Origin of the sequence: Sediminitomix flava, from assembly GCF_003149185.1 — a bacterium.
Lineage (GTDB): Bacteria > Bacteroidota > Bacteroidia > Cytophagales > Flammeovirgaceae > Sediminitomix > Sediminitomix flava.
This window is the reverse complement of record NZ_QGDO01000005.1, coordinates 206668-227294: the sequence shown is the minus strand read 5'-3', so window position 1 is coordinate 227294 and position 20627 is coordinate 206668. Positions and strand designations below refer to the sequence as shown.

Sequence of the window (20627 nt, the reverse complement as noted above, 5' to 3'; positions counted from 1 at the left end):
TGGACATTAAAAAAAGCTAAAAGCACGAATGCTTTTAGCTTCTCTAATCGAATTATGTGGTTTAATTCACTCAAAATCTGAATACTACGAAAAGGTATTTCAGAGTTATAAATTATTTCTCTTTTGACTCATTATTTAATACAAAGTAATCTACAGGATCAACTTGTTCTCCTGCTTTTATCACCTCATAATGCAAATGTGGACCAGTTGAATTTCCTGAAGAACCTACAAAGCCAATCACATCTCCTTTAGAAACGTAATCTCCTACCTCTACATTAAAGCCTGAAAGCTGACTATATGAAGTCTTATAAGTTTGATCGTGACCGATAATAATCTGACGACCATGTCCAATACCTTTCCCTTTAAACTCTTTTAATATAACTCTCCCATTTGCTGTAGCTACAACTGGAGTTCCAATTTTCGCCCTAAAATCAATACCCTTGTGCATTAGTTTTTTCTTTGAAATAGGATGAAAACGCATACCAAAATGAGAAGATACTTCTACCTTTTCCATTTTTAATGGGACGATACTTGGTTCATTATCAAAGCTTGAATTCTCTATAGAAATAGCTTGAATAAGTATACCTAGTAAAGGAATAAAAAGTAGATAGCTAAATTGTTTTAGTCTTGAGCTTTTATTATTCTGAATCATTTGTACTCGCTTTTTAAGTTTGCTTCCAAAGTTTTTACTGAGTAATAAATGTTTATTCTCTACCTGTGAAAGCATTAATTTTAAATAATTAACCTCCGACTCATTTCTTGAAAGCACCTTTTGATCTGCTAAATATTCATGAAGAATGTTGAAAGAATTTTTAAGGACAAAAGCAAAAGGGTTACACCAAAACAAAATGGTATAACATTCTAGTAAGATGCTATCAAAAGAGTGGAGCTGTCGGACATGAGCTTGTTCATGTGTAATAATAGACTTAATACCATCTATTGACTTATAATTGGACGGTAAAAAAATCCAATGAAAGAAAGAGAAAGGGGCAGAAGGGTGATTTGTTAAATAAAAGGTATTTCCTTTAATTTCTGTCTTTAAAGCTGAACTTCTGATCGAAATCAACTGTCTAAATTGAATTATAAACCTTATTAAAAACAATATCACACCAAATATATAGATGACAAATAGCAGTGTACTCCATTCAAACGACATTGCTTGTGACACTTCTAATACATCTATATTTTGAGAATTTTCGATTTTCTCAAAATCTTCTATCCATAATGTATATTTCTTTAAATTATCTTCAATAGGAATATCAAAAGATACTAGTGGTCCAAGAATTGAACTTATCAGAATCAAATAAAGAATCCCTCTATTTAACTGATGGAAAGTAGCCTTCTGGAAGAGTACACGAAAAAATAGATATGGTATGGTCATCAATACACTCGACTTCCATAGAAAGTGTAAAAACTCGATCATTTTGTTTTTTTCTTTTGATCTATTTTATCTTCAACCATTCTTTTAATTTCCTCAAGTTCAGAAATACTTAAATCTTCACTCTCTGTAAAAAAAGAAGCAAAACCCGATAAAGAACCATTAAAAAATGACTTGACTATTCCTTTGAAATGTGATCCAAAATATTCCTTTTTCGACACCAAAGGATAATATTCATTTACCTTACCGTAAGTATTAAATCCCAAGAAACCTTTTTTAGTCAACACACGAATCACAGTTGAGATAGTCGTATATGCTGGTTTAGGCTCTGGAAATTGGGCTACAATATCTTTTAGATATGCTTTTTCAAGCTTCCATACATATTGCATAATTTGTTCTTCTGCCTTTGTCAATTCTTTCATGACTGCAATATAATTACTTTTGTAGTTATAAAACTATTTTTATAGTCATAAAAGATTAAAAAAATATTTGTTATTGTTTTTCAGATTCTAAAACAAAAGATTCTATTCTCCGTTTTAAAAGGATATCTCAATAAATTTCAGTCTAACAATTAAACTTTATTAACTTTTATTTGATAAAGAAGATCTAAAGCTTCAAATTTGCAATAGCATCAAGAATCTTTAAAGATACCAACCGAGCAAAAGAGCCACGGTGGTTGAAGGATGTGGTCAGTATAGACAAAAAAATGTACTCCCTTCACTTGAGGCCATTTCATTGTTTCACTTTTTAAATCAAAACAACATGGCACTTGATATAATCGAAAGAAAAACCGTAGAATTTAAAGAGAAGTTTTCCACAGAAAGCGCTCAAAAATTAGTTGATCGATTCAATTACTTAGTAGCAGATAAAGGATGGAATATAATAAAACAAGCATATATCCATACACTACAAAGTGAAATTATAAGTCGTGATCTAATTAAAGATCCAGAAGAAAAACAAATTATTGCCCACTCTATATATCATCCAATTGAATTGAGTGATGGGCATATTCAACTTGTTAGATAATAAAAAAGAGTCCTTTTAATGAATAATTTAAAGGACTCTGTTATTTAATTCCTAGATCATCATTTATTCAGACGCCCACTTAGGGTTTAATTTCAATATTTCATGATATACAGGACAATCTTTATCGTGAGCTCCTTTTAAATATCCTGTACTCATCAGAAATTCATTAGTAATCTCACCTCCTGTAAACTTGAATGTCTTTTTAAATAATTTCACCCACTCTTCTTTTGTCTTTGGGTGATTCAAGTCTAGCCAATTTTTAAATGAACCATGTTCTTTTTGTAATCCCAAAATCACATTTGCATTATGAATAGCTGCATTGACTTTTAGTTTATTCCTAATTATTCCCTTATCAGATAGAAGCCTTTCTCTATCTCCTTCTGAGTAATTTGCTACAACTTCAATCTCATATTGATCATAAGCCTCATAGAAATTCTCTTTTTTATTCAAAATTGTTGTCCAAGAGAGTCCTGCTTGATTTATCTCTAAAATCAATCTACCAAACAACTCATTATCCGATTCTAAAGGAAATCCATACTCATGATCATGGTAAAATCTATTTACATCATCTTCTTTCATCAAAGCTACAGCTTGACAATATGATTTTGGCTTTGGCTCCATCTTCTAGTATTATTATATTTTATTCTAATAAAATTATAAAATAAATAGACAATTACTAGAATTATGCAAAGGATTTAATGTAGATGATCTGAAGTGTTTTCAAAGATGTTCTGATGTTCCGTCATTTTACCCATTATAGACTTCATCACTCGAACTCTCGCCCAACGCGGTAAAAAATCAAGAGAGTAAATGAGCAGTTTTGTGAGTAAACCAGGAAGTACAGTACTTTTTCTACCTAAAGCTTTGAGTATAGGAACTCCAATCATACTCGTGGAAAGTGCCATATTCATTTTCATATCTGCTCGTTCTGAGAATGGTGTTTTAACGGGCCCAGGTGCAGCTGCTAAAACGTCCACATTATGGTCTTTCATTTCATAAGATAATCCTTCAGCTAATGATTGAACATATGCTTTACTTGCAGCATAATTTGAAGCTAAAGGAACTCCTTGAAAGCTTACCAAAGAACTTAATAATATAATTCCCCCTCTCCTTTCTTCAGCAAATCTTTTGGCGAAGTGATAATTAAGCTTTAAGACTGCAGCACAGTTTACTTGAAGCATATTTAATTCCTTTTTAAGGTCTGAGTGAATCAACTTCCCAGAAGTACCAAAACCAGCAGATTGAATAAGTAAACCAACCTCAAGCCCTTCACAAGCTGCTAAAATAGCATCTATACTAAACTCCTCTGACACATCTTTAGCCACAATCTTGACTTCTGTATTATATTTTTTCATTAGGCCATTAGCCAATATTTCAAGTTTATCGAAATACCTAGAATTCAAGACTAAATTGAAACCTGCACTGGCTAAAAGATTACTTAGTTCAAGACCAATTCCAGATGATGCGCCAGTAACTACGGCCCATTTTCCATATTTATTTAATAATCTATTTTTTTCTTTAGTAGAAAGTTTCATGGTTAGAATGAGTTGATAATTGGGGTTAAGAAAAAATAGACATAAAAAATAGCCTTTCCTCATAATTTGAAGAAAGGCTATAAAATTTTAAATGGTAATCGTAAAAGAAATTCGATTTCCCATATCGTAGGATGAAACTATCTTAAAATCCTTCTTTTGGTACTTATCTAAAATATCTTCTGCCAAATTCGGGTATTCTACTTTGGTCAAAAGTTCTTTCATTAGTCGATACTCAAAACTAAAGTCTCTCAATAAGAGCCCGAACTCTTTTTTATCTTCAAGACCTTCTTCAATATCATCTTCCCAAAACTCTAATACATAGCAGTTTTCCTGATCTTTGCTTACCATCTTATCATTATACAGTTTAGTATCGCCGCAAGATTAAGAAATATCAACGAGTTTTTCGTCCTCTTTCTCATATTTCTTGAAATAGGCTTTCGCTGCTTCAATAACAGTTTTAGAGAGTAGAATAGTTGAAATCATGGTTGGCCAAGCCATCACAGCATACATTCCATCAATCAAGTTGATCAAGACATCCAATGGGATCAATGCTGCAATAATTATAATCGCACAATAAAACCAATTGTAGTACTTCTGATATTTTGCTCCAAAAACAAAACCTGTACATTTTGTTCCGTAGTATGACATCGTAAATAATGTAGTCATAGAGAAAGTCACAACAGCAAATAAAAGAATATACTTTCCTACGTAAGGAATACCTGATTCAAATGCGAGAGCTGTAACTTCAATACCGTTTCCGCTTCCATCTTTCCAAACTCCCGTTATTAGAATCGCAAGAGCTGTCATTGTACAAACAATTACTGTGTCAATGATAGGTCCCAGCATTGCTATCAAGCCCTCACGAACAGGTTCACTTGTTTTGGCTGCACCATGCATCATTGGAGCCGTACCTAGTCCTGCTTCATTTGAAAATGCTGCTCGTCTTGCTCCAATAATTATAACTTGACCGATAGCTCCTCCAAGAACTGCTTCACCAGAAAAGGCATCAGAAAAAATCAATTCAAAACAAGGAATGATTTGCTCATAATTACTTAAGATGATATAAATAACACTAATTGAATAAACTAAAACCATTACAGGTACAAGCTTACCCGCTATATTTCCAATTCTTTGAATACCTCCTAAGATAACAAGGGCTACTATAGATAAGATAACTAAAGAAATAATTAGTTTAGGTACCCACACTTCACCTGTATAAGTCTGAGGAACAACTACCTCATACACAATTTGAGTCAACTGATTAGATTGGAATGCTGGAGTTGTACCGATCATCCCTGCCAACGAAAAAATAACAGCTAGAGGCTTCCACTTCTTACCAAGTCCTTCCATTATCACATACATAGGTCCTCCCTGTACATTTCCTTCGTCATCCTTTCCCCTGTACATAATGGAAAGCGTACAAGTAAAGAACTTGGTCGCACTACCTACAATTGCTGAAATCCACATCCAAAACAACGCACCTGGACCACCCATAATAATTGCGATGGCTACGCCACTAATGTTTCCTAAGCCAACTGTTGCTGCAATAGCTCCAGAAAGTGTTTCATAATGGTTTAACTCACCCTCTTCATTCGGGTCATCATATTTCCCTCTTAATACATCAATAGCATGTTTTAAGTATCTGAAAGGTAGAAATTTTGAAATCATCAAAAAATAAAAACCTCCACCCAGTAATAGTACCAGAAGTGCAGGTCCCCACATGGCATTACTAAAACTAGAAAGAGCTTTTTCTATGAATGTTGATTGTGTAGTAGCTAATAGTATCATTCCCTTTAAATCCATATTATATTATTCCATCGCGAATTCTCAAAAGATTTAAAATTACAATCTCTTTAGTCTTGAAACAATATTTTAATATTTTATAATATTTCAATAAATATCAAATCATAGATATTTGATTGAAATAGGAAAAACAGTGATTTAAAAAAAGGAAGAGGAATGGGCTAAAATTACTTCTAGTAAAAGTAATTCATGAGTAAGTTTTAAACTTCATGAAATAAAAAAGGCTCCTTAAATTTTAAAGAGCCTTATATATAAACTATTCTTCTAATCTGTAAATTTCCATTATTCCTTCAAGAACTTCATCCATATTGATACCCAGATCAATAATTTTACCTGTTCTTATATCAAAGACCCAACCGTGAACTGAGATTTTCTTTTTACGATAAGCCAATTGAACAGCCGCCAACTTCATTACATTTATACATTGTTCTTGGACATTCAGCTCAACCAAACGGTCATATCTTTTATCTTCATCCTCAATTGCATTCAGCTCTTTTTTATGGATACGATACACATCACGGATATTTCTCAACCAAGAATTCAATAAACCCAAATCTTGAGAGTCCATAGCTGCTTTTACTCCACCACAATTTGTATGTCCACAAATTACAATATGCTTAACCCCTAAATGATCTACAGCATAATTAATTACAGACATCGCACTTAAATCAAGGTTGGATACCATATTTGCAATATTTCTATGAACAAATACTTCACCTGGTCCAGCTCCCATCATGTCTTCGGCAGTTACACGACTATCTGAACAACCTATATATAATATTTCAGGCTGTTGACCTTTTGCCAAATCATCAAAATAGTTTTTATCGAGATCAAGCTTACTTTGAACCCACTCTTGATTGTTGACGAAGATTTTATCAATATCCATAATAGTGTAATTTGTTTGTAGTGTATAATTGATTGAAAATGAATTCAAAGTAAATAGTATCTCCATAGATTAAAATCAGTCTAGCTGTTTACTGATTTAAAGTATTCATCAATCTTTAGAGTATTAACTAATTACTTTAATCACACAAAAATAATAGTCAATAACATTGTAAATAATGACCCCTATTATCTAATTTGCGTATTTTCACATCCTTTCTGATTATTTACAGAATCAATCATCTTTTAGACTTAGAGTATCTTAAAATCCTTAATTTATACTACACCTATCAACAACAAAATATTACAATTAAGTCTCCCGAAATAAATAAATTACTGAAAATTGGTTAGTTACAGTATTTAAAATTAGAATCTAAGAGATAAAAAAAAGCCACAGTAAACTACTGTGGCTCAAAGAATCCGAAGATTCTATATCGCTAATTTGTTGTTATGCAATCTTAGTATTTCCCCCATTTGATGTAAGTCTCCAAATCTTTATCCCCTCTACCAGAAAGGTTGATTACAACTACATCGCTTGGTTTCAAGTCCATTTTATCAAGTGCAGCCAATGCGTGTGAAGATTCTACAGCTGGAATAATTCCTTCCATTTTTGAAAGCTGTACGCCTGCTTCCATCGCTTCCGTATCAGTTGCATTCAAGAAAACTCCTCTTCCCGATTCAAACAAATGTGCATGCATTGGTCCGATACCAGGATAGTCCAAACCTGCAGAAATTGAATAAGGTTCTACTACTTGCCCATCTTCAGTTTGCATGACTAGTGTTCTATTTCCGTGTAAAACTCCGAATGAACCCAAAGCAGTTGTTGCTGCTGTTTCTCCTGAATCAACACCATGCCCAGCAGCTTCTACTGCTACAAGTTGAACGTCTTTTTCATCCAAATAATGATAGAAAGCACCAGCAGCATTACTACCACCACCCACACATGCAATCACATAATCAGGGTTTTCTGTACCTTCTTTTTCCAACAATTGTTTCTTGATTTCTTCAGAAATAACCGACTGGAATTTTGCTACCATATCAGGATAAGGGTGAGGACCTACCACAGAACCAATAATATAGTGTGTTCCGTCCGGGTCTTGAATCCAGTGACGAAGTGCCTCATTTGTAGCATCTTTTAAAGTCTTACTACCACTTGTAGCTGGTCGAACTTCAGCCCCCAAAATACGCATACGTTCTACGTTTGGCTTTTGGCGCGCCATATCTATTTCTCCCATATACACGATACATGGCATTCCCATAAGTGCACAAACAGTTGCTGTAGCTACCCCATGCTGCCCCGCTCCTGTTTCCGCAATAATCTTCTTTTTGCCCAAGGCCTTGGCTACTAATATCTGCCCTATCGTATTATTTACTTTATGAGCACCTGTATGACACAAATCTTCTCTCTTTAAATAGATTTTAGCACCATATTTTTCAGAAAGTCGTTCTGCTTTATATAATGGTGTTGGTCGCCCAACATAATCTTTCAATAATTGGTCAAACTCCTTTCTAAACTCAGGAGATTCCATAATTTTCAAATAATTGGCTTTGAGTTCTTCAACATTTGGGTGCAACATTTCTGGAACAAATGCTCCACCAAAACGTCCGTAATATCCTTTATCGTCAACTTGATAGCTCATGACTGATTCTTATATTTTGAGTTTCTTGATTTCAATTTTTAATTCAGCAAGAAGGTCTACATTCTTCATTGCTGGAGTTATTTCAAACTTGCTATTGACATCCAGTGCAAATGCTTTTGGAATGTTGATTTCCTCTAACTTCTGAACATTATCTATAGCAATACCGCCACTGAGAAAATATGGTTTCTTGCTTTGATATTCATTAAGAAGATTCCAATCGAAAGTTTTCCCTGTGCCACCATGCTTTTTGCTTTGTGTATCAAATAGGAAAAAGTCGACTACATTTTCGTATTCATTCAGTTGAGAAAAATCAAAATCATCTTTTCCTAAACCGAAAACTTTAATAACCTCAACTTCATTTTGAAAAGCCTTACACAGTTCTGGTGATTCACTTCCGTGTAACTGTATAACATCCAAAGCATACTTTTGGATTTCTTGTCGAATTTCAGCCTCTGAAGCGTTTACAAAAACACCAACTTTCTTGGTGGATTTCGGAAAATCATTCTTTAGCAAATTTTCATCTAAATCATCTCCTACAAAACGAGGGGAAGGAGGATAGAAAATAAAGCCCATGTAATCTGGCTCAAGTGCAAGAACAGCTTCAATATTTGCTGTTTCTCGCATTCCGCATACTTTCCATTTCATGACTTAGAGCTCTTTCACAAATTCAGCAATTGCAGCAGCAGGATCATTGGTTTTCATAAAGTTTTCACCAATCAAAAACCCTTGATAACCGTACTTTTTCAACTCTTTAATTGTCTTCGGATCACTAATTCCACTCTCAGAAATCTTCACACAATTATTAGGAATCAACTCTGCCAAACGAATAGAAGTCTCCACACTTACCTCAAATGTTTTAAGGTTTCGGTTGTTTACTCCAACCAAATTAATGTATGGATTGAAGTGTGTATTCAATTCCTGTTCATCATGAACTTCGAGTAATGTTTCCATACCTAGGTTCTGAGCAAACTGAGCTAACTCTTTCAATCTTTGAGGAGAAATAGCTGCAGCAATCAATAAAATAATATCAGCACCGAAAGACTTTGCCTCTAAAATCTGATATTCATCAATCATGAAATCTTTGCGAAGAATTGGGCAGTCTACTACAGTTCTAGCAGCACAAAGATCATCGAAAGTACCACCAAAGAAATCTGTATCTGTAAGTACAGACATGGCAGAAACTCCAGCTTTCAAGTAACCTTCGGCAACATCAACTACTCGACTTTCTCCATTGATCAGCCCTTTAGATGGTGAACGTCTTTTGAATTCAGCAATAATTCCTGTTTTATTCGGATTACGAAGCCACTTCGTTGCAGAAAACGGTGCTTTATCAAACATCGGGCGATGCTCTAACTGAGAAACGGAAACTCTAGCTTTTGCTTCAGCTACTTCGACTTCTTTTCGTGCTATGATTTTTTCTAAGATGTCCATTTGCTATGATTTATGCTTTGATACTGATCAATGTTTCAAATTTCTCATTTGCCTTTCCTGAGAAAAGCGACTCTTTAGCTTGCTCAATTCCTTCTGCAATTGAAATTCCTTTTCCTGTGCTGATCGCAAGACCTGCATTGGCGATAACTGCACTATTTTGAGCGTCTGTTCCTTTACCCTCCAAAATAGATTTGAAAATGCCCGCAGCTTCTTCCACTGTATCACCTCCAAATAATTCTTGTTCGGTCACTTTTGGCATTCCAATATCTTTTGGAGAAAGGATGGTTTCTGTTTCATTGTTAATCATCTTAAAATCTCCTGTCAAAGAAATTTCATCATAACCATCCAATGAATGAAGAATAACAAATTGCTTATCTGTTTGCTGATAAAGATAACCGTAAAGTCGGGCGAGTTCTAAGTTAAAAACACCTACTAATTGTCTTTTCGGAAATGCAGGGTTAACCATTGGCCCAAGCATATTGAAGAATGTTTTTACACCTAACTCTTTACGAATTGGAGCTACGTTTTTCATAGCTGGGTGGAAAAGTGGTGCATGCAAGAAACAAATTCCTGCATCATCCAAACTTCTTTTTATTGTACCGATATCATTTGTAAACTCATACCCAAAATGAGCTAATACATTCGAAGAACCACAAACTGACGAAACCGATGAGTTTCCATGTTTAGCAACATTCTGCCCTGCTCCTGCCGTTATGAAAGAAGCCAAAGTAGAAATATTGAATGTATCTTTTCCGTCACCACCTGTACCACAAAGGTCAATGGCATTGTATTCATCTATTTCAACTTTTACACAAAGCTCTAGCATGGCATCTCTAAAACCTGTCAATTCCTCTACAGTAATGCTACGCATAGAATAAACTGTCAAGAAAGCAGCCATTTGACTTTGGTTATAAGCTCCTTTTGCCAAATTCATCAATACTTCTTTGGCTGTAGCTCGATCTAAGGATTTATGTTCGAAGAGTTGATTTAATATCTTTTTCATTGTATTTGAGTTTTAAGGATAAAAAATAATGGATTAGTTTTCTAACCAATTCTTGATCATTTGTTTCCCACCTTCTGTCAATACTGATTCTGGGTGAAATTGCACTCCTCTTACATCATAATCTTTGTGCTTTACGGCCATTACCTGTCCGTCTTTATCTACGGCTGTCAGTAACAAATCTGTTCCTTCCAATGAAGCTCTTTCAATTGCCCAAGAATGATAATGTGCGATCTCAAAAGCATCTTTTGCCCCCTCAAAGAAAACTGTATCTCTAGTATCAGTTTGTGTAGCCACACCTTGAATTCCGTGAAGTACATCTTTCATATTGATCAAATCAGCTCCAAAAGCTTCACCAATCGCTTGATGACCAAGGCAAACTCCTAAAATGCTTTTACTTGAACCATACTTCTTGATCAATTCAGGCATAATTCCCGCTTCAGAAGGAATTCCTGGACCTGGAGAAAGTAGAATTTTATCGTACTTCGCAACTTCTTCTAAAGAAATTTTATCGTTACGAATGACATCGGGCTCTTGTCCCAATTCTCTAAGGATATGTACTAGATTATATACAAATGAATCGTAGTTGTCCAACACCAATATTTTCAATCTTTTCATCGTCTTCTCTTTTGAATATCCTTACATCTTTTCTGCCAAATTCATTGCCGTTCTTAAGGCAGCTAACTTGTTATGCACTTCTTGAAGCTCACTCTCTTCAGATGACTTCGCGACAACTCCTGCTCCTGCTTGGTATTGCAAATGGTTATTTTTGCTTAAGAATGATCTAATCATAATTGCATGGTTGAAATCGCCATTGAAGCCCATAAAACCAATCGCACCACCGTAATAAGAACGACTTCCATTCTCATAACGATCAATCAATTCCATGGCTTTATATTTTGGTGCTCCAGATAATGTACCTGCAGGGAATGTATCAGCAACTACCTGTACGGGCACAGTTTCATCCGTCAGCTTTGCAGAAACTTTAGATACTAAGTGAATAACGTGAGAGTAATATTGAATTTCTTTGTAGACTTCTACTTTTACTTGTTCTCCATTCCTGCTCAAATCATTTCGAGCTAGATCTACAAGCATCACATGCTCTGCATTTTCTTTAGGATCTTCAAGGAGTTTTTGTGCTAATTCTGCATCTGCGGTATCATTTCCTGTTCTTCGGAAAGTCCCAGCAATTGGGTAGATAGTGGCTTGTTGATTATTGAGAACGATTTGGGCTTCTGGTGAGGAACCAAAGATTTTGAAGCTGCCGTAATCGAAGTAGAAAAGATATGGGGAAGGGTTAATGGAACGTAGTGCTCGGTAGACATTAAATTCGTCGCCTTGGAATGCTGTTGCGAATCTTCTTGAAAGAACGATCTGGAATACATCTCCACGATAACAATGTTCTTTTCCTTTTTTCAGTACTTCCAAAAATTCTTTGTCTTCAAAGTTGGAAGTTTCCTCTCCTGTTCTGTTAAAACCAAATGTTGGAACATTTTGAGAGTTGATCAATTCTGCAATCTCATCTAATCGGCTTTCTTTATCTTCGCCATAATGATGTTCCAAAATATAAAGCTCGTTATGGAAATGGTCAATAGCAATCACATACCGATAGACATTGTAATATATTTGAGGAATCTCATCTCGATCTTCATTCTCAAATTTTATGTCTTCATAATACTGAACAGCATCAAAACCCATATACCCAAAAAGACCGTTGGTGATAAACTTCCCTTGCTTATCTTCTGGTAAATCTTGCTCTGAGCAATCTGAAAAACTATTCAGAAAAGTATTCAGATGCATGACTGCATCTGAAGGCTTTTCTAGTTGACGATTTACTTTCTGTCCGTCAGGAAATGAAAATTCCACATCTCCATTCTGGACTTTGAAACTTGCCATCGGATCTGCACAGATGTATGAAAAGCTATTTTCAGTACCATGATAATCAGAACTTTCTAGCAAAATCGAATTAGCAAATCGATCTCTTAATTTTAAATACAAGCTGACAGGCGTAATCGTGTCTGCCAGCATGTATCGATAGTTGGAACGTAAATTGAATGAACTCATATATGTAAATTGCAATGAAATGTAAAACAAAAAAGGCCAACTGAGTGAACAGTTGGCCTTCTATATATCTATTATATTTAGACTCTAAATTTGGACAATAACATCCTGTTCACTCATGCTAGTATTGCTGAGTGCCACCAAAAATAGTTTGCGATATGGATGTTATTAAATTTCATGCTGCTAAAGTAGAAAAGATTTATATTTCATCAAAAAATTGAATTATTTTTTTCTGAAAAAATTTAATTATAACCTAAAAACCGGCTGCTTGCCCATCTTTTCTTGACTCTGAAGCACCATAATAGACTCCTGTCTCTTCATCATAAAGAATGGCTTGGAATCCTCCGTATCCTCCTAAACCAAATTTCACTTTATGTCCTTTCAACATTAATTCTCGGATGGTATCATAATCAAATCCCGATTCTAGAACCACAGTTCCTCCATCTGTCATGACCTCTCCTGTTGGTTCAGATGAACCTGTGTGCCTAATTCGAGGGGCATCTCCTGCTTCTTGAAGGTTCATATCAAAATCAATCATATTCATGACTACTTGCGCATGACCTTGCGGCTGCATTCCTCCTCCCATCAATCCAAAACTCACCCAAGGCTTTCCATCTTTAGTGATAAAAGCAGGTATAATGGTATGAAATGGTCGTTTATTTGGTTCAAATACATTCATATGCCCTTCTTCCAAAGAGAATAATTCACCTCTATCTTGCAACATAAATCCTAATTTTGGAGGAACCATGCCCGAGCCCATACCTCTGTAATTACTCTGAATCAAAGAAACCATATTTCCGAACTTGTCTGCAACAGTCAAATAAATCGTATCTCCATCTCTAAGTTTCCCTGCGTCTACTCTTCTAGCAGCTCGGTCAGGATTGATCAGCTCTCTTCGCTCGTCTGCATATTCTTTAGATATGAGTTGCTCAATTGGCAAGTCATTAAAAGCGGGGTCTGCATAATATTTAGCTCTATCTTCAAATGCCAACTTCTTTGCTTCTACAAAATGGTGGACATATTCCGTGCTTCCAAACCCCATAGCTCTGACGTCATAAGCTTCCATCAAATTCAAAATTTGAAGTGCTGCCGTTCCCTGTCCATTTGGAGGTAATTCCCAAACATCGTAACCTCTATAATTTGTAGAAATTGGCTCAACCCACTCCGATTTGTGATTAGCCAGATCTTCAACACTCAAGAAACCACCTTGTTCTTGTATAAAAGAGGCTATCGTCTCCGCTATTTCTCCTTTATAAAAAGCATCCCTTCCACCTTTGGCTATTTTCTCATAGGTATCTGCCAAATATGGATTTTTAAAGAACGACCCTTTTTCTAAAGCCTTTCCATTAGGCATGTAGATTTCTTCAAAATTTGGATACTTCTTAAAATACCTAGCTGATCTATTTAAATAATAACCGATCAACTCTGTCACTGGAAAACCTTCACGAGCATATGCAATTGCAGGTGAAAGAATTTCTTTCATTTTTAATGCCCCAAATTTATTATGGAGCTCAAACCAACCATCTACAGCTCCTGGAACTGTAACAGGTAAAGGTCCAAAAGCAGGGATTTTGTTAAGTTCATTACTTGCAAAGTAGTCCAAATTCAGTTTTGCAGGAGTTCTTCCACTTCCGTTTAGTCCAAACAATTTCTGATCATCGACTGACCATACAATTGCAAAAATATCCCCTCCAATACCACAACCTGTTGGTTCCATCAGTCCGAGGGTAGCATTGGCAGCAATAGCAGCGTCAATGGCGTTTCCTCCTTTTTTTAAAATATCGAGAGCCACTTGAGTCGCTAAAGGATGAGATGTGGCTGCCATTCCATTTTTAGCAATTACTTCAGATCGAGTAGCAAACTTATTGCTCGCAATTCTGTCTTGGGAAAATGAAGAAAATGAAATTGTAAATAGGAAAGACAAAAGAAATGCCTTTCGGATTAGTTTTGTAGTAAGCATAAAATTGAATTGGTAAGTAGTTAGTATGAGCCGAAAAATTCGACACTTTTATAAGTTAAGAAATGAGATAAAAATAATATAATCTTACAGTAAAAAAGTGATACTAAACACCTGAATCAAAACTATATTCTCTTTCAACTTTTGCGATTCGAGTTGTATAAGATTTATACCATTCTGATTTTCCTTTTTCTTGGGCAAATAAATGTTCTGAGTTTGCTTTCCACAATCTGATCGATTCCAAATCTTTCCAATAAGAAACTGAAATTCCTATTCCATCTCTAGCTGACTCAAAGCCTAAAAATCCTTCTTGTTCTTCAGCCAATTCTACCATTCGTGTAGCTGTATCTGCATAACCTTCAAGGTTTTCATTGATTGTATTTGTAAAAATAACAGCGTAATAAGGTGGTTCAGGAGTCTTTGCAATCATCTTTTTATATCCTAAAAGTTTTATTTACAAATAAAGAGGAAAGCAGAATTATATCAAACGTAGAGGACTCAGAATAATATAAATGGACTTTAACTAGTTGATTTAGACCAATTCATTTATTTGAAAAGTGGAATAAAGTTTAGGCTACCTCTTTTCGGAGAATAACTTTAACTTTCTATAAAACCAATTTCAAATCTACCAACTCACCTGATTATAAAAGTGAACAATACTTCGAAATACATAAAAAAGAACTTCTTCTTTAGTTTAATCATCTTTGGACTTTTTATATTTTCAAATAAAGCCCAAGCTCAGATTACGGAAGAACTATTAGTTCCTGTCGATTCTACTAAAACCTTGACAATTCCAGTAGAAAAAGTTATTTCTACCTCTCTTCAAACAACTATAAAACTCAATAAAATTAGTAAATCTCTTATCCCTGTAGAAAGAATCGAAAAGGATAAGATAAAGTCAGATTCTATTTTGGCTGTAATAGATACACTGCTATCAATTGAGAAAAAAGTCAATTTGGACAGTTTGTTATCGAGAGAACTCAACGATAAAAAAGCTTTTTGGAATGGTTATAAAGATATTCTAGATAAAGAAGTCAGTAATATACAAAGTAACATTTCAGACTTATCCACTAAAGGTAAAGCTGTAAATACGGAATATAAATTATGGATGAACACCAGTAATCTTACCGACTCTGTATATACCGATTCACTTTATAGCCTTACGATCAATGAGATGATTCAACTTTCAGATAGTGTGAGTAACCTAATTCTAGAAAGAAAAACAATATGCTTTGCTTCACTTAAAAATTTAAAACTATACTACTTCAAAGTTGATGACTTATTATCTGAGATCAATACGATAAATAAACAAAGACAGGAGAAACTCTTAAATCAAACGCACCCTTCCTTATTTGGACTTAGCTATATGGAACCATCCCAATGGGATTTTATAAGTACTTTAAAAACTTTCAAACGGAACAACTTACTTATCATCAATCATTTTTATCAAAGTAATTCTCTTAGGGTTCTTCTATTTGGTCTTTACCTTACTCTACTCATTATACTATTCATTTATCTAAATAAAAAAAGTGATTTTGAGGTCTTATCCCATCAGAATGTATATCAACGTTCTACTGCTATCATTTTAAAAAGACCTTTGAGCATAGCCGTAATCATTGCCATATTTACTTCAGGTTTCTTTTTTAGTGATCGCCCTCCAATTCTCATAGATATAAGTATAATCATTCTAACAATCCCAATACTTGATATCGTTGCTCACGTATCAAACAAAAGAGGTAAAATCTATTTAATAGCCTATGCAGTTCTTATTCTTCTAAGATTTAGTAATTATATTTTTGCTCCATCAACGGCTATACATCGCCTTACTATTTTAGCGATGGGTATCATAGAGCTATTTTTGATGTCTACGCTCTACAAAAAACTAGACATCAGTGAAATTACGAGTAAAGCATTTAATCAGTTTGTCCGATTTATCATTCTATTTCATATAATTGCTGCATCAATAGGTATCCTCGCCAATTTCACAGGGCATTTAGTACTTGCAGATGTATCAATTGATATTTCTATTACAAACACTCTAGTAGGTTTATTATTAATCATTTTTACAATGCTTACTGTCGGCCTTCTTCAATACGGTATTGAAAGTAGCTTTTGTAAAAAGTCACATTTTATCAGAAAAAGAACAAAGTTTCTGAAGAAGAATATAGAGGTCATCATATTGTTCATTACTTCTTTTCTTTGGTTTACCTACATTCTTCAAATCCTAAGAATTAATGATACTGCTAAACAATTATTCACTTCGGTATTTGGTTTTAACATCTCTCTAGGCACAACAAGCTTTAGTATTTGGAATGTCCTACTCTTTTTCTTCATCATTTGGCTTTCTGTGAAGGTCTCAGATTTAGTCAAAGCAATTTTAGAAGACGATATTTTAGATAGACTTAAACTTAAAAAAGGGGTTCCAAGAATTATCTCTGCTACTGTTAAATTCAGTTTGATTACGGCTGGAATTCTACTTGCTATTAGTGCTGTCGGAATGCCTCTAGATCAACTCACCATTATAATAAGTGCATTCTCTGTAGGTATTGGTTTTGGTCTGCAAAACATTGTCAGCAACTTTGTTTCTGGGATTGTACTTTTATTTGAAAGACCTATTCAAATAGGTGATACCGTAGAGGTCAATAACCTAATCGGAAATGTAGAGTCTATGGGGATTCGTTCTAGTAATATCAGAACATTTGACGGAGCAGAAGTCGTTGTCCCAAATGCCAACCTAATCTCCAATGAATTAATTAACTGGACTTTATCCGATCAGAAGAGACGTATTGAAATCTTTTCTGGAGTTGCTTACGGTTCTGATGTTTATAATGTAAAAGACATTCTAACAGGTATTCTCAATGAACACCCTGACATCTTACAAGAGCCAAAACCTCTCGTTTTATTCAACGATCTTGGCGAAAGCTCCCTTGATTTTAGACTTCTATTTTGGACAGGAAATTATGACCGTTGGGTCATTATCAAAAGTGAGGTTGTCTTTATGATTTATGATGCATTAAATGAAGCAAAAATTTCAATACCATTTCCTCAAAGGGATTTGCATATTATACAAGATAAAGATGATGGGGTTAAATAAATTACCTATTAATAATCTATCACTAATTAGATTCTTTTATGGTAGTGATTTAATTTTAAGGATATAAGATGTAAAAGGATTCAAATGTGTTTAGAATAGAAAACGTATTTTACTATGCCTAATTCTAAATATCTATCTTGTCCAAGTTGTAATAGCAATGATATTGTCAAAAATGGTTTAATTCATACTAAGAAAAAGCAAAATTATAAATGTAAAAGCTGCAAAAGGCAATTTGTAGAGCATAATAACCATTATGTAAGCGAAGAAACCAAAGCTATTATCAGACGCTTACTTTTAGAAAGAGTTAGCCAACGAGGAATTGCCAGAGCAACGAATGTGAGCTTGTCTTGGCTTAGGCTATTTATCAATCAAGAATTGGCAAAGATACCTAAACATTTGAATTGCAGTTTACAAAAGAATCCCAAGCTTGTAAGTACGCCAAGAGTACTAGAAGTAGATGAAATGTGGAGTTTTAAAAAACGAATAAATGTTGGGTTTGGATACTTCTAGATCGAAAAACAAGACAAGTTGTGAGTCTGAAGCTTGGTACTCGTAAAGCCAACATGGTCAAAAAACTATGGAAGTTTATACCGAAGAACCTTAGAAGTAAAATAAAGGTCTACTCAGATCATTATCCAGCTTATCAAAAGATATTGCCCGTAGAGATTCATGAAACATGTGATACTAAAAGAGAAACAAATCATGTAGAACGATTGAACTGCAGTTTGAGGAAAAGGGTGAGTAGGCTAGTTCGAAAAAGTTTATCTTTTTCTAAGAAGTTTAAATATCATCATTTAGCGATTAAATATTTTATTGCTAATTACAATCTATCCCTAAATCCTTAATTATAGCTCACTACCTCTTTTATCGTATATCTTTATTTCTGGACGGGACATATTCCATAAAGAAAAACCTCTAATCGATTTCTCGATAGAGGTTTTTTTATGCTTAAAAATGAATCTGAAATTAGTTCTGGTTTTGTTTTAGAAGTTCATTCAACTTTGGAACAACTTCAAACGCATCTCCAACAACACCATAATCTGCAGCTTTGAAGAATGGTGCTTCTGGGTCTTTGTTGATAGCAACAATCACTTTAGAAGAATTTACTCCAGCCAAGTGCTGAATTGCTCCAGAAATACCAACTGCAATGTACAAAGTAGGAGCTACTTTAATACCTGTTTGTCCAACGTGTTCGTGGTGAGGTCTCCAATCCATATCAGATACTGGTTTAGAACAAGCCGTAGCTGCTCCTAAAGTTTGAGCAAGGTCTTCAATCATACCCCAATTCTCAGGACCTTTCAATCCTCTACCTGCAGAAACTACTCTATCTGCTTCTGGAAGTAGGACATCTCCTTCAGCTTTATGAACAGAAACTCTTTCCACTCCAAAATCATTGGCTCCGTAAGCTGTCGAGAATGACTCTACGGTAGCATCTCCTCCGCCAACTTCTTCAACAGCAACAGCATTTTTAGCGATTGTCAATACTTTTTTCTCTGCATTCACATTTACAGTAGCAAAAGCTTTACCTGTATAGATACCTCTTTTAACGGCAAATCCATTAGACGTATCAGGAACACTTACAATATTTGTTACGATTGCACTATCAGTTTTCACTGCTACTCTTGAAGCAATGGCATCAACTAATGAAGAGCGAGCCATTACAACTGTGTTACAAGCCGCTTTTTCTGCTGCTTGAGCTATAAAAGATGCAGTCGCTTGAATGACACCATTATCAAGCTGCGTATCATCTGCGTGAATTACTTTTGTAGCACCATATTTTCCTAATCCTGCAAGTTCATCGTTTGAGATAGTACCCATAGCAGCTACAGTTACTTCACCCACTTTAGAACCATACACGATTGCTTCTAGAGAAGATTTCTTTACACTTCCTCCATCCGTTTCTACAAAGACTAATACAGACATATATATTTAAGTTTTTAGATCTAAGAAATAATTAATTGAATTGTGTTTAAAGCTAATTTTAGAATACTTTAGCTTCTTCTTTAAGAAGAGTAACAAGCTCATCAAGCTTATCTGCTTCTACCATTTTACAGCCTGCTTTTTCTGCTGGTAATTCAAAGCTTTCATAGCTAATTGAATTCGCTACCTCTGCTGCTGGAATTACATTCAATGGCTTTTTACGAGCCATCATAATTCCTCTCATGTTAGGAATTTTCCATTCTGCAATAGGTTCTTGACATCCAGCTACAAACGGTAGGGATACTGTTAATTCTTCTTTTCCACCTTCAATTTCACGATCTACTTTAGCTTTGTCTCCATCAAGCTCTAACTTCATACATGGAGCAATAGAAGGAATATCTAACATTTCAGCAACAAGGCCGTGTACGATACCACCATTAAAATCTGATGATTCTCGACCCATCAAGATCATATCGTAATTACCTTCTTTTGCTACTGCTACAATTTGCTTAGCTACAAACATTGCATCTGTAGGTTCTGCATCTACACGAATGGCATCATTAGCGCCAATAGCAAGTGCTTTTCTGATTGTCGGTTCAGTTTCTGCAGTACCAACATTAAGTGCTGTTACAGTACCACCTTTTTCTGCAGCAATTTCTACTGCTCTAGCCAATGCAAAATCATCATAAGGGCCAATGATGAATTGTACATCTTTAGTGTCTAGTTTATTGTCAACAAATTTTATTTTAGTTGTTGTATCTGGTACGTGGCTTATACATACTAAAATTTTCATAGTTCTATGGTTGTTTATAGTTGTTATCTAGGTTTATTCAATAAGTAATTAGTTAAATCGTATTCTTTTTATTTTATTGTAAAAGGAACACTTATAAACTCTAATTT

General features: G+C 34.8%; 21 protein-coding genes and 1 riboswitch. Of the genes, 4 read left to right on the top strand and 17 right to left on the bottom strand.

Annotated elements, in window-relative coordinates; all coding sequences use genetic code 11:
• Nucleotides 1-112: 112 nt before the first annotated feature.
• Together BC781_RS18375 and BC781_RS18370 are read right to left on the bottom strand one after the other, a co-directional pair.
• Entirely contained in the window at nucleotides 113-1423 is a 1311-nt protein-coding gene (locus BC781_RS18375) for a M23/M56 family metallopeptidase (RefSeq protein WP_109620546.1), read from the bottom strand.
• Complete coding sequence (locus BC781_RS18370; protein ID WP_109620544.1) at nucleotides 1420-1800, bottom strand: BlaI/MecI/CopY family transcriptional regulator; 381 nt, start codon at nucleotides 1798-1800, stop codon at nucleotides 1420-1422. The genes BC781_RS18375 and BC781_RS18370 overlap by 4 nt, the downstream gene beginning before the upstream one ends.
• A gap of 201 nt (nucleotides 1801-2001) precedes the next feature.
• A riboswitch (SAM-I-IV-variant riboswitch) is annotated at nucleotides 2002-2094 on the top strand.
• Between the two features lie 46 nt (nucleotides 2095-2140).
• Here BC781_RS18370 and BC781_RS18365 point away from each other — a divergent pair.
• The gene (locus tag BC781_RS18365; RefSeq protein WP_146201731.1) at nucleotides 2141-2404 is read left to right on the top strand and encodes a hypothetical protein; all 264 of its coding nucleotides are present in this window, start codon (nucleotides 2141-2143) and stop codon (nucleotides 2402-2404) included.
• A gap of 63 nt (nucleotides 2405-2467) precedes the next feature.
• Here the strand turns inward: BC781_RS18365 and BC781_RS18360 are convergent, their stop codons facing one another.
• From BC781_RS18360 to BC781_RS18300, 13 genes are all read right to left on the bottom strand, one after another.
• Nucleotides 2468-3025 (bottom strand): DNA-3-methyladenine glycosylase I, encoded by a 558-nt coding sequence (locus BC781_RS18360; RefSeq protein WP_211323879.1) that lies wholly within the window; start codon nucleotides 3023-3025, stop codon nucleotides 2468-2470.
• Nucleotides 3026-3099: 74 nt separating this feature from the next.
• A complete protein-coding gene (locus tag BC781_RS18355; RefSeq protein WP_109620540.1) occupies nucleotides 3100-3939 on the bottom strand; it encodes an SDR family NAD(P)-dependent oxidoreductase in 840 nt (279 codons plus the stop codon).
• Between the two features lie 87 nt (nucleotides 3940-4026).
• Nucleotides 4027-4287, bottom strand: coding sequence for a hypothetical protein (locus tag BC781_RS18350; protein ID WP_109620538.1), 261 nt, complete (start codon nucleotides 4285-4287; stop codon nucleotides 4027-4029).
• Nucleotides 4288-4320: 33 nt separating this feature from the next.
• Nucleotides 4321-5727, bottom strand: a complete 1407-nt coding sequence (locus BC781_RS18345; RefSeq protein WP_211323877.1) for an alanine/glycine:cation symporter family protein — start codon at nucleotides 5725-5727, stop codon at nucleotides 4321-4323.
• A gap of 271 nt (nucleotides 5728-5998) precedes the next feature.
• On the bottom strand, nucleotides 5999-6628 hold the full coding sequence (locus BC781_RS18340; RefSeq protein ID WP_109620816.1) for a carbonic anhydrase: 630 nt from the start codon (nucleotides 6626-6628) through the stop codon (nucleotides 5999-6001).
• Between the two features lie 454 nt (nucleotides 6629-7082).
• Nucleotides 7083-8264, bottom strand: coding sequence for a tryptophan synthase subunit beta (trpB, locus tag BC781_RS18335; protein WP_109620536.1), 1182 nt, complete (start codon nucleotides 8262-8264; stop codon nucleotides 7083-7085).
• Nucleotides 8265-8273: 9 nt separating this feature from the next.
• Nucleotides 8274-8909 (bottom strand): phosphoribosylanthranilate isomerase, encoded by a 636-nt coding sequence (locus BC781_RS18330; protein ID WP_109620534.1) that lies wholly within the window; start codon nucleotides 8907-8909, stop codon nucleotides 8274-8276.
• 3 nt (nucleotides 8910-8912) lie between these two features.
• Nucleotides 8913-9695: an indole-3-glycerol phosphate synthase TrpC gene (gene trpC / locus BC781_RS18325; protein WP_109620532.1), complete on the bottom strand. Its 783-nt coding sequence runs from the start codon at nucleotides 9693-9695 to the stop codon at nucleotides 8913-8915.
• 10 nt (nucleotides 9696-9705) lie between these two features.
• The gene (gene trpD, locus BC781_RS18320; RefSeq protein WP_109620530.1) at nucleotides 9706-10698 is read right to left on the bottom strand and encodes an anthranilate phosphoribosyltransferase; all 993 of its coding nucleotides are present in this window, start codon (nucleotides 10696-10698) and stop codon (nucleotides 9706-9708) included.
• A gap of 33 nt (nucleotides 10699-10731) precedes the next feature.
• Entirely contained in the window at nucleotides 10732-11304 is a 573-nt protein-coding gene (locus BC781_RS18315) for an anthranilate synthase component II (protein WP_109620814.1), read from the bottom strand.
• Nucleotides 11305-11334: 30 nt separating this feature from the next.
• Nucleotides 11335-12759, bottom strand: a complete 1425-nt coding sequence (locus tag BC781_RS18310; protein ID WP_109620528.1) for an anthranilate synthase component I family protein — start codon at nucleotides 12757-12759, stop codon at nucleotides 11335-11337.
• Nucleotides 12760-13009: 250 nt separating this feature from the next.
• Nucleotides 13010-14716, bottom strand: a complete 1707-nt coding sequence (gene ggt, locus BC781_RS18305) for a gamma-glutamyltransferase (protein WP_109620526.1) — start codon at nucleotides 14714-14716, stop codon at nucleotides 13010-13012.
• Nucleotides 14717-14819: 103 nt separating this feature from the next.
• The gene (locus BC781_RS18300; RefSeq protein WP_109620524.1) at nucleotides 14820-15143 is read right to left on the bottom strand and encodes an antibiotic biosynthesis monooxygenase family protein; all 324 of its coding nucleotides are present in this window, start codon (nucleotides 15141-15143) and stop codon (nucleotides 14820-14822) included.
• Between the two features lie 219 nt (nucleotides 15144-15362).
• Between BC781_RS18300 and BC781_RS18295 the strand changes: the two genes are divergently transcribed.
• From BC781_RS18295 to BC781_RS25880, 3 genes are all read left to right on the top strand, one after another.
• A complete protein-coding gene (locus tag BC781_RS18295; RefSeq protein WP_109620522.1) occupies nucleotides 15363-17807 on the top strand; it encodes a mechanosensitive ion channel family protein in 2445 nt (814 codons plus the stop codon).
• Nucleotides 17808-17921: 114 nt separating this feature from the next.
• Nucleotides 17922-18317 (top strand): IS1/IS1595 family N-terminal zinc-binding domain-containing protein, encoded by a 396-nt coding sequence (locus BC781_RS18290; RefSeq protein ID WP_109620520.1) that lies wholly within the window; start codon nucleotides 17922-17924, stop codon nucleotides 18315-18317.
• Between the two features lie 20 nt (nucleotides 18318-18337).
• Nucleotides 18338-18652 carry an IS1 family transposase gene (locus tag BC781_RS25880; RefSeq protein ID WP_394342339.1) on the top strand — a complete coding sequence of 105 codons (315 nt, stop codon included), beginning with the start codon at nucleotides 18338-18340 and terminating at the stop codon, nucleotides 18650-18652.
• 121 nt (nucleotides 18653-18773) lie between these two features.
• On the opposite strand, the gene BC781_RS18280 is transcribed toward BC781_RS25880, so the two are convergent.
• Together BC781_RS18280 and BC781_RS18275 are read right to left on the bottom strand one after the other, a co-directional pair.
• Nucleotides 18774-19730, bottom strand: coding sequence for an electron transfer flavoprotein subunit alpha/FixB family protein (locus tag BC781_RS18280; protein ID WP_109620516.1), 957 nt, complete (start codon nucleotides 19728-19730; stop codon nucleotides 18774-18776).
• Between the two features lie 58 nt (nucleotides 19731-19788).
• On the bottom strand, nucleotides 19789-20520 hold the full coding sequence (locus tag BC781_RS18275) for an electron transfer flavoprotein subunit beta/FixA family protein (RefSeq protein ID WP_109620514.1): 732 nt from the start codon (nucleotides 20518-20520) through the stop codon (nucleotides 19789-19791).
• Nucleotides 20521-20627: the final 107 nt, after the last annotated feature.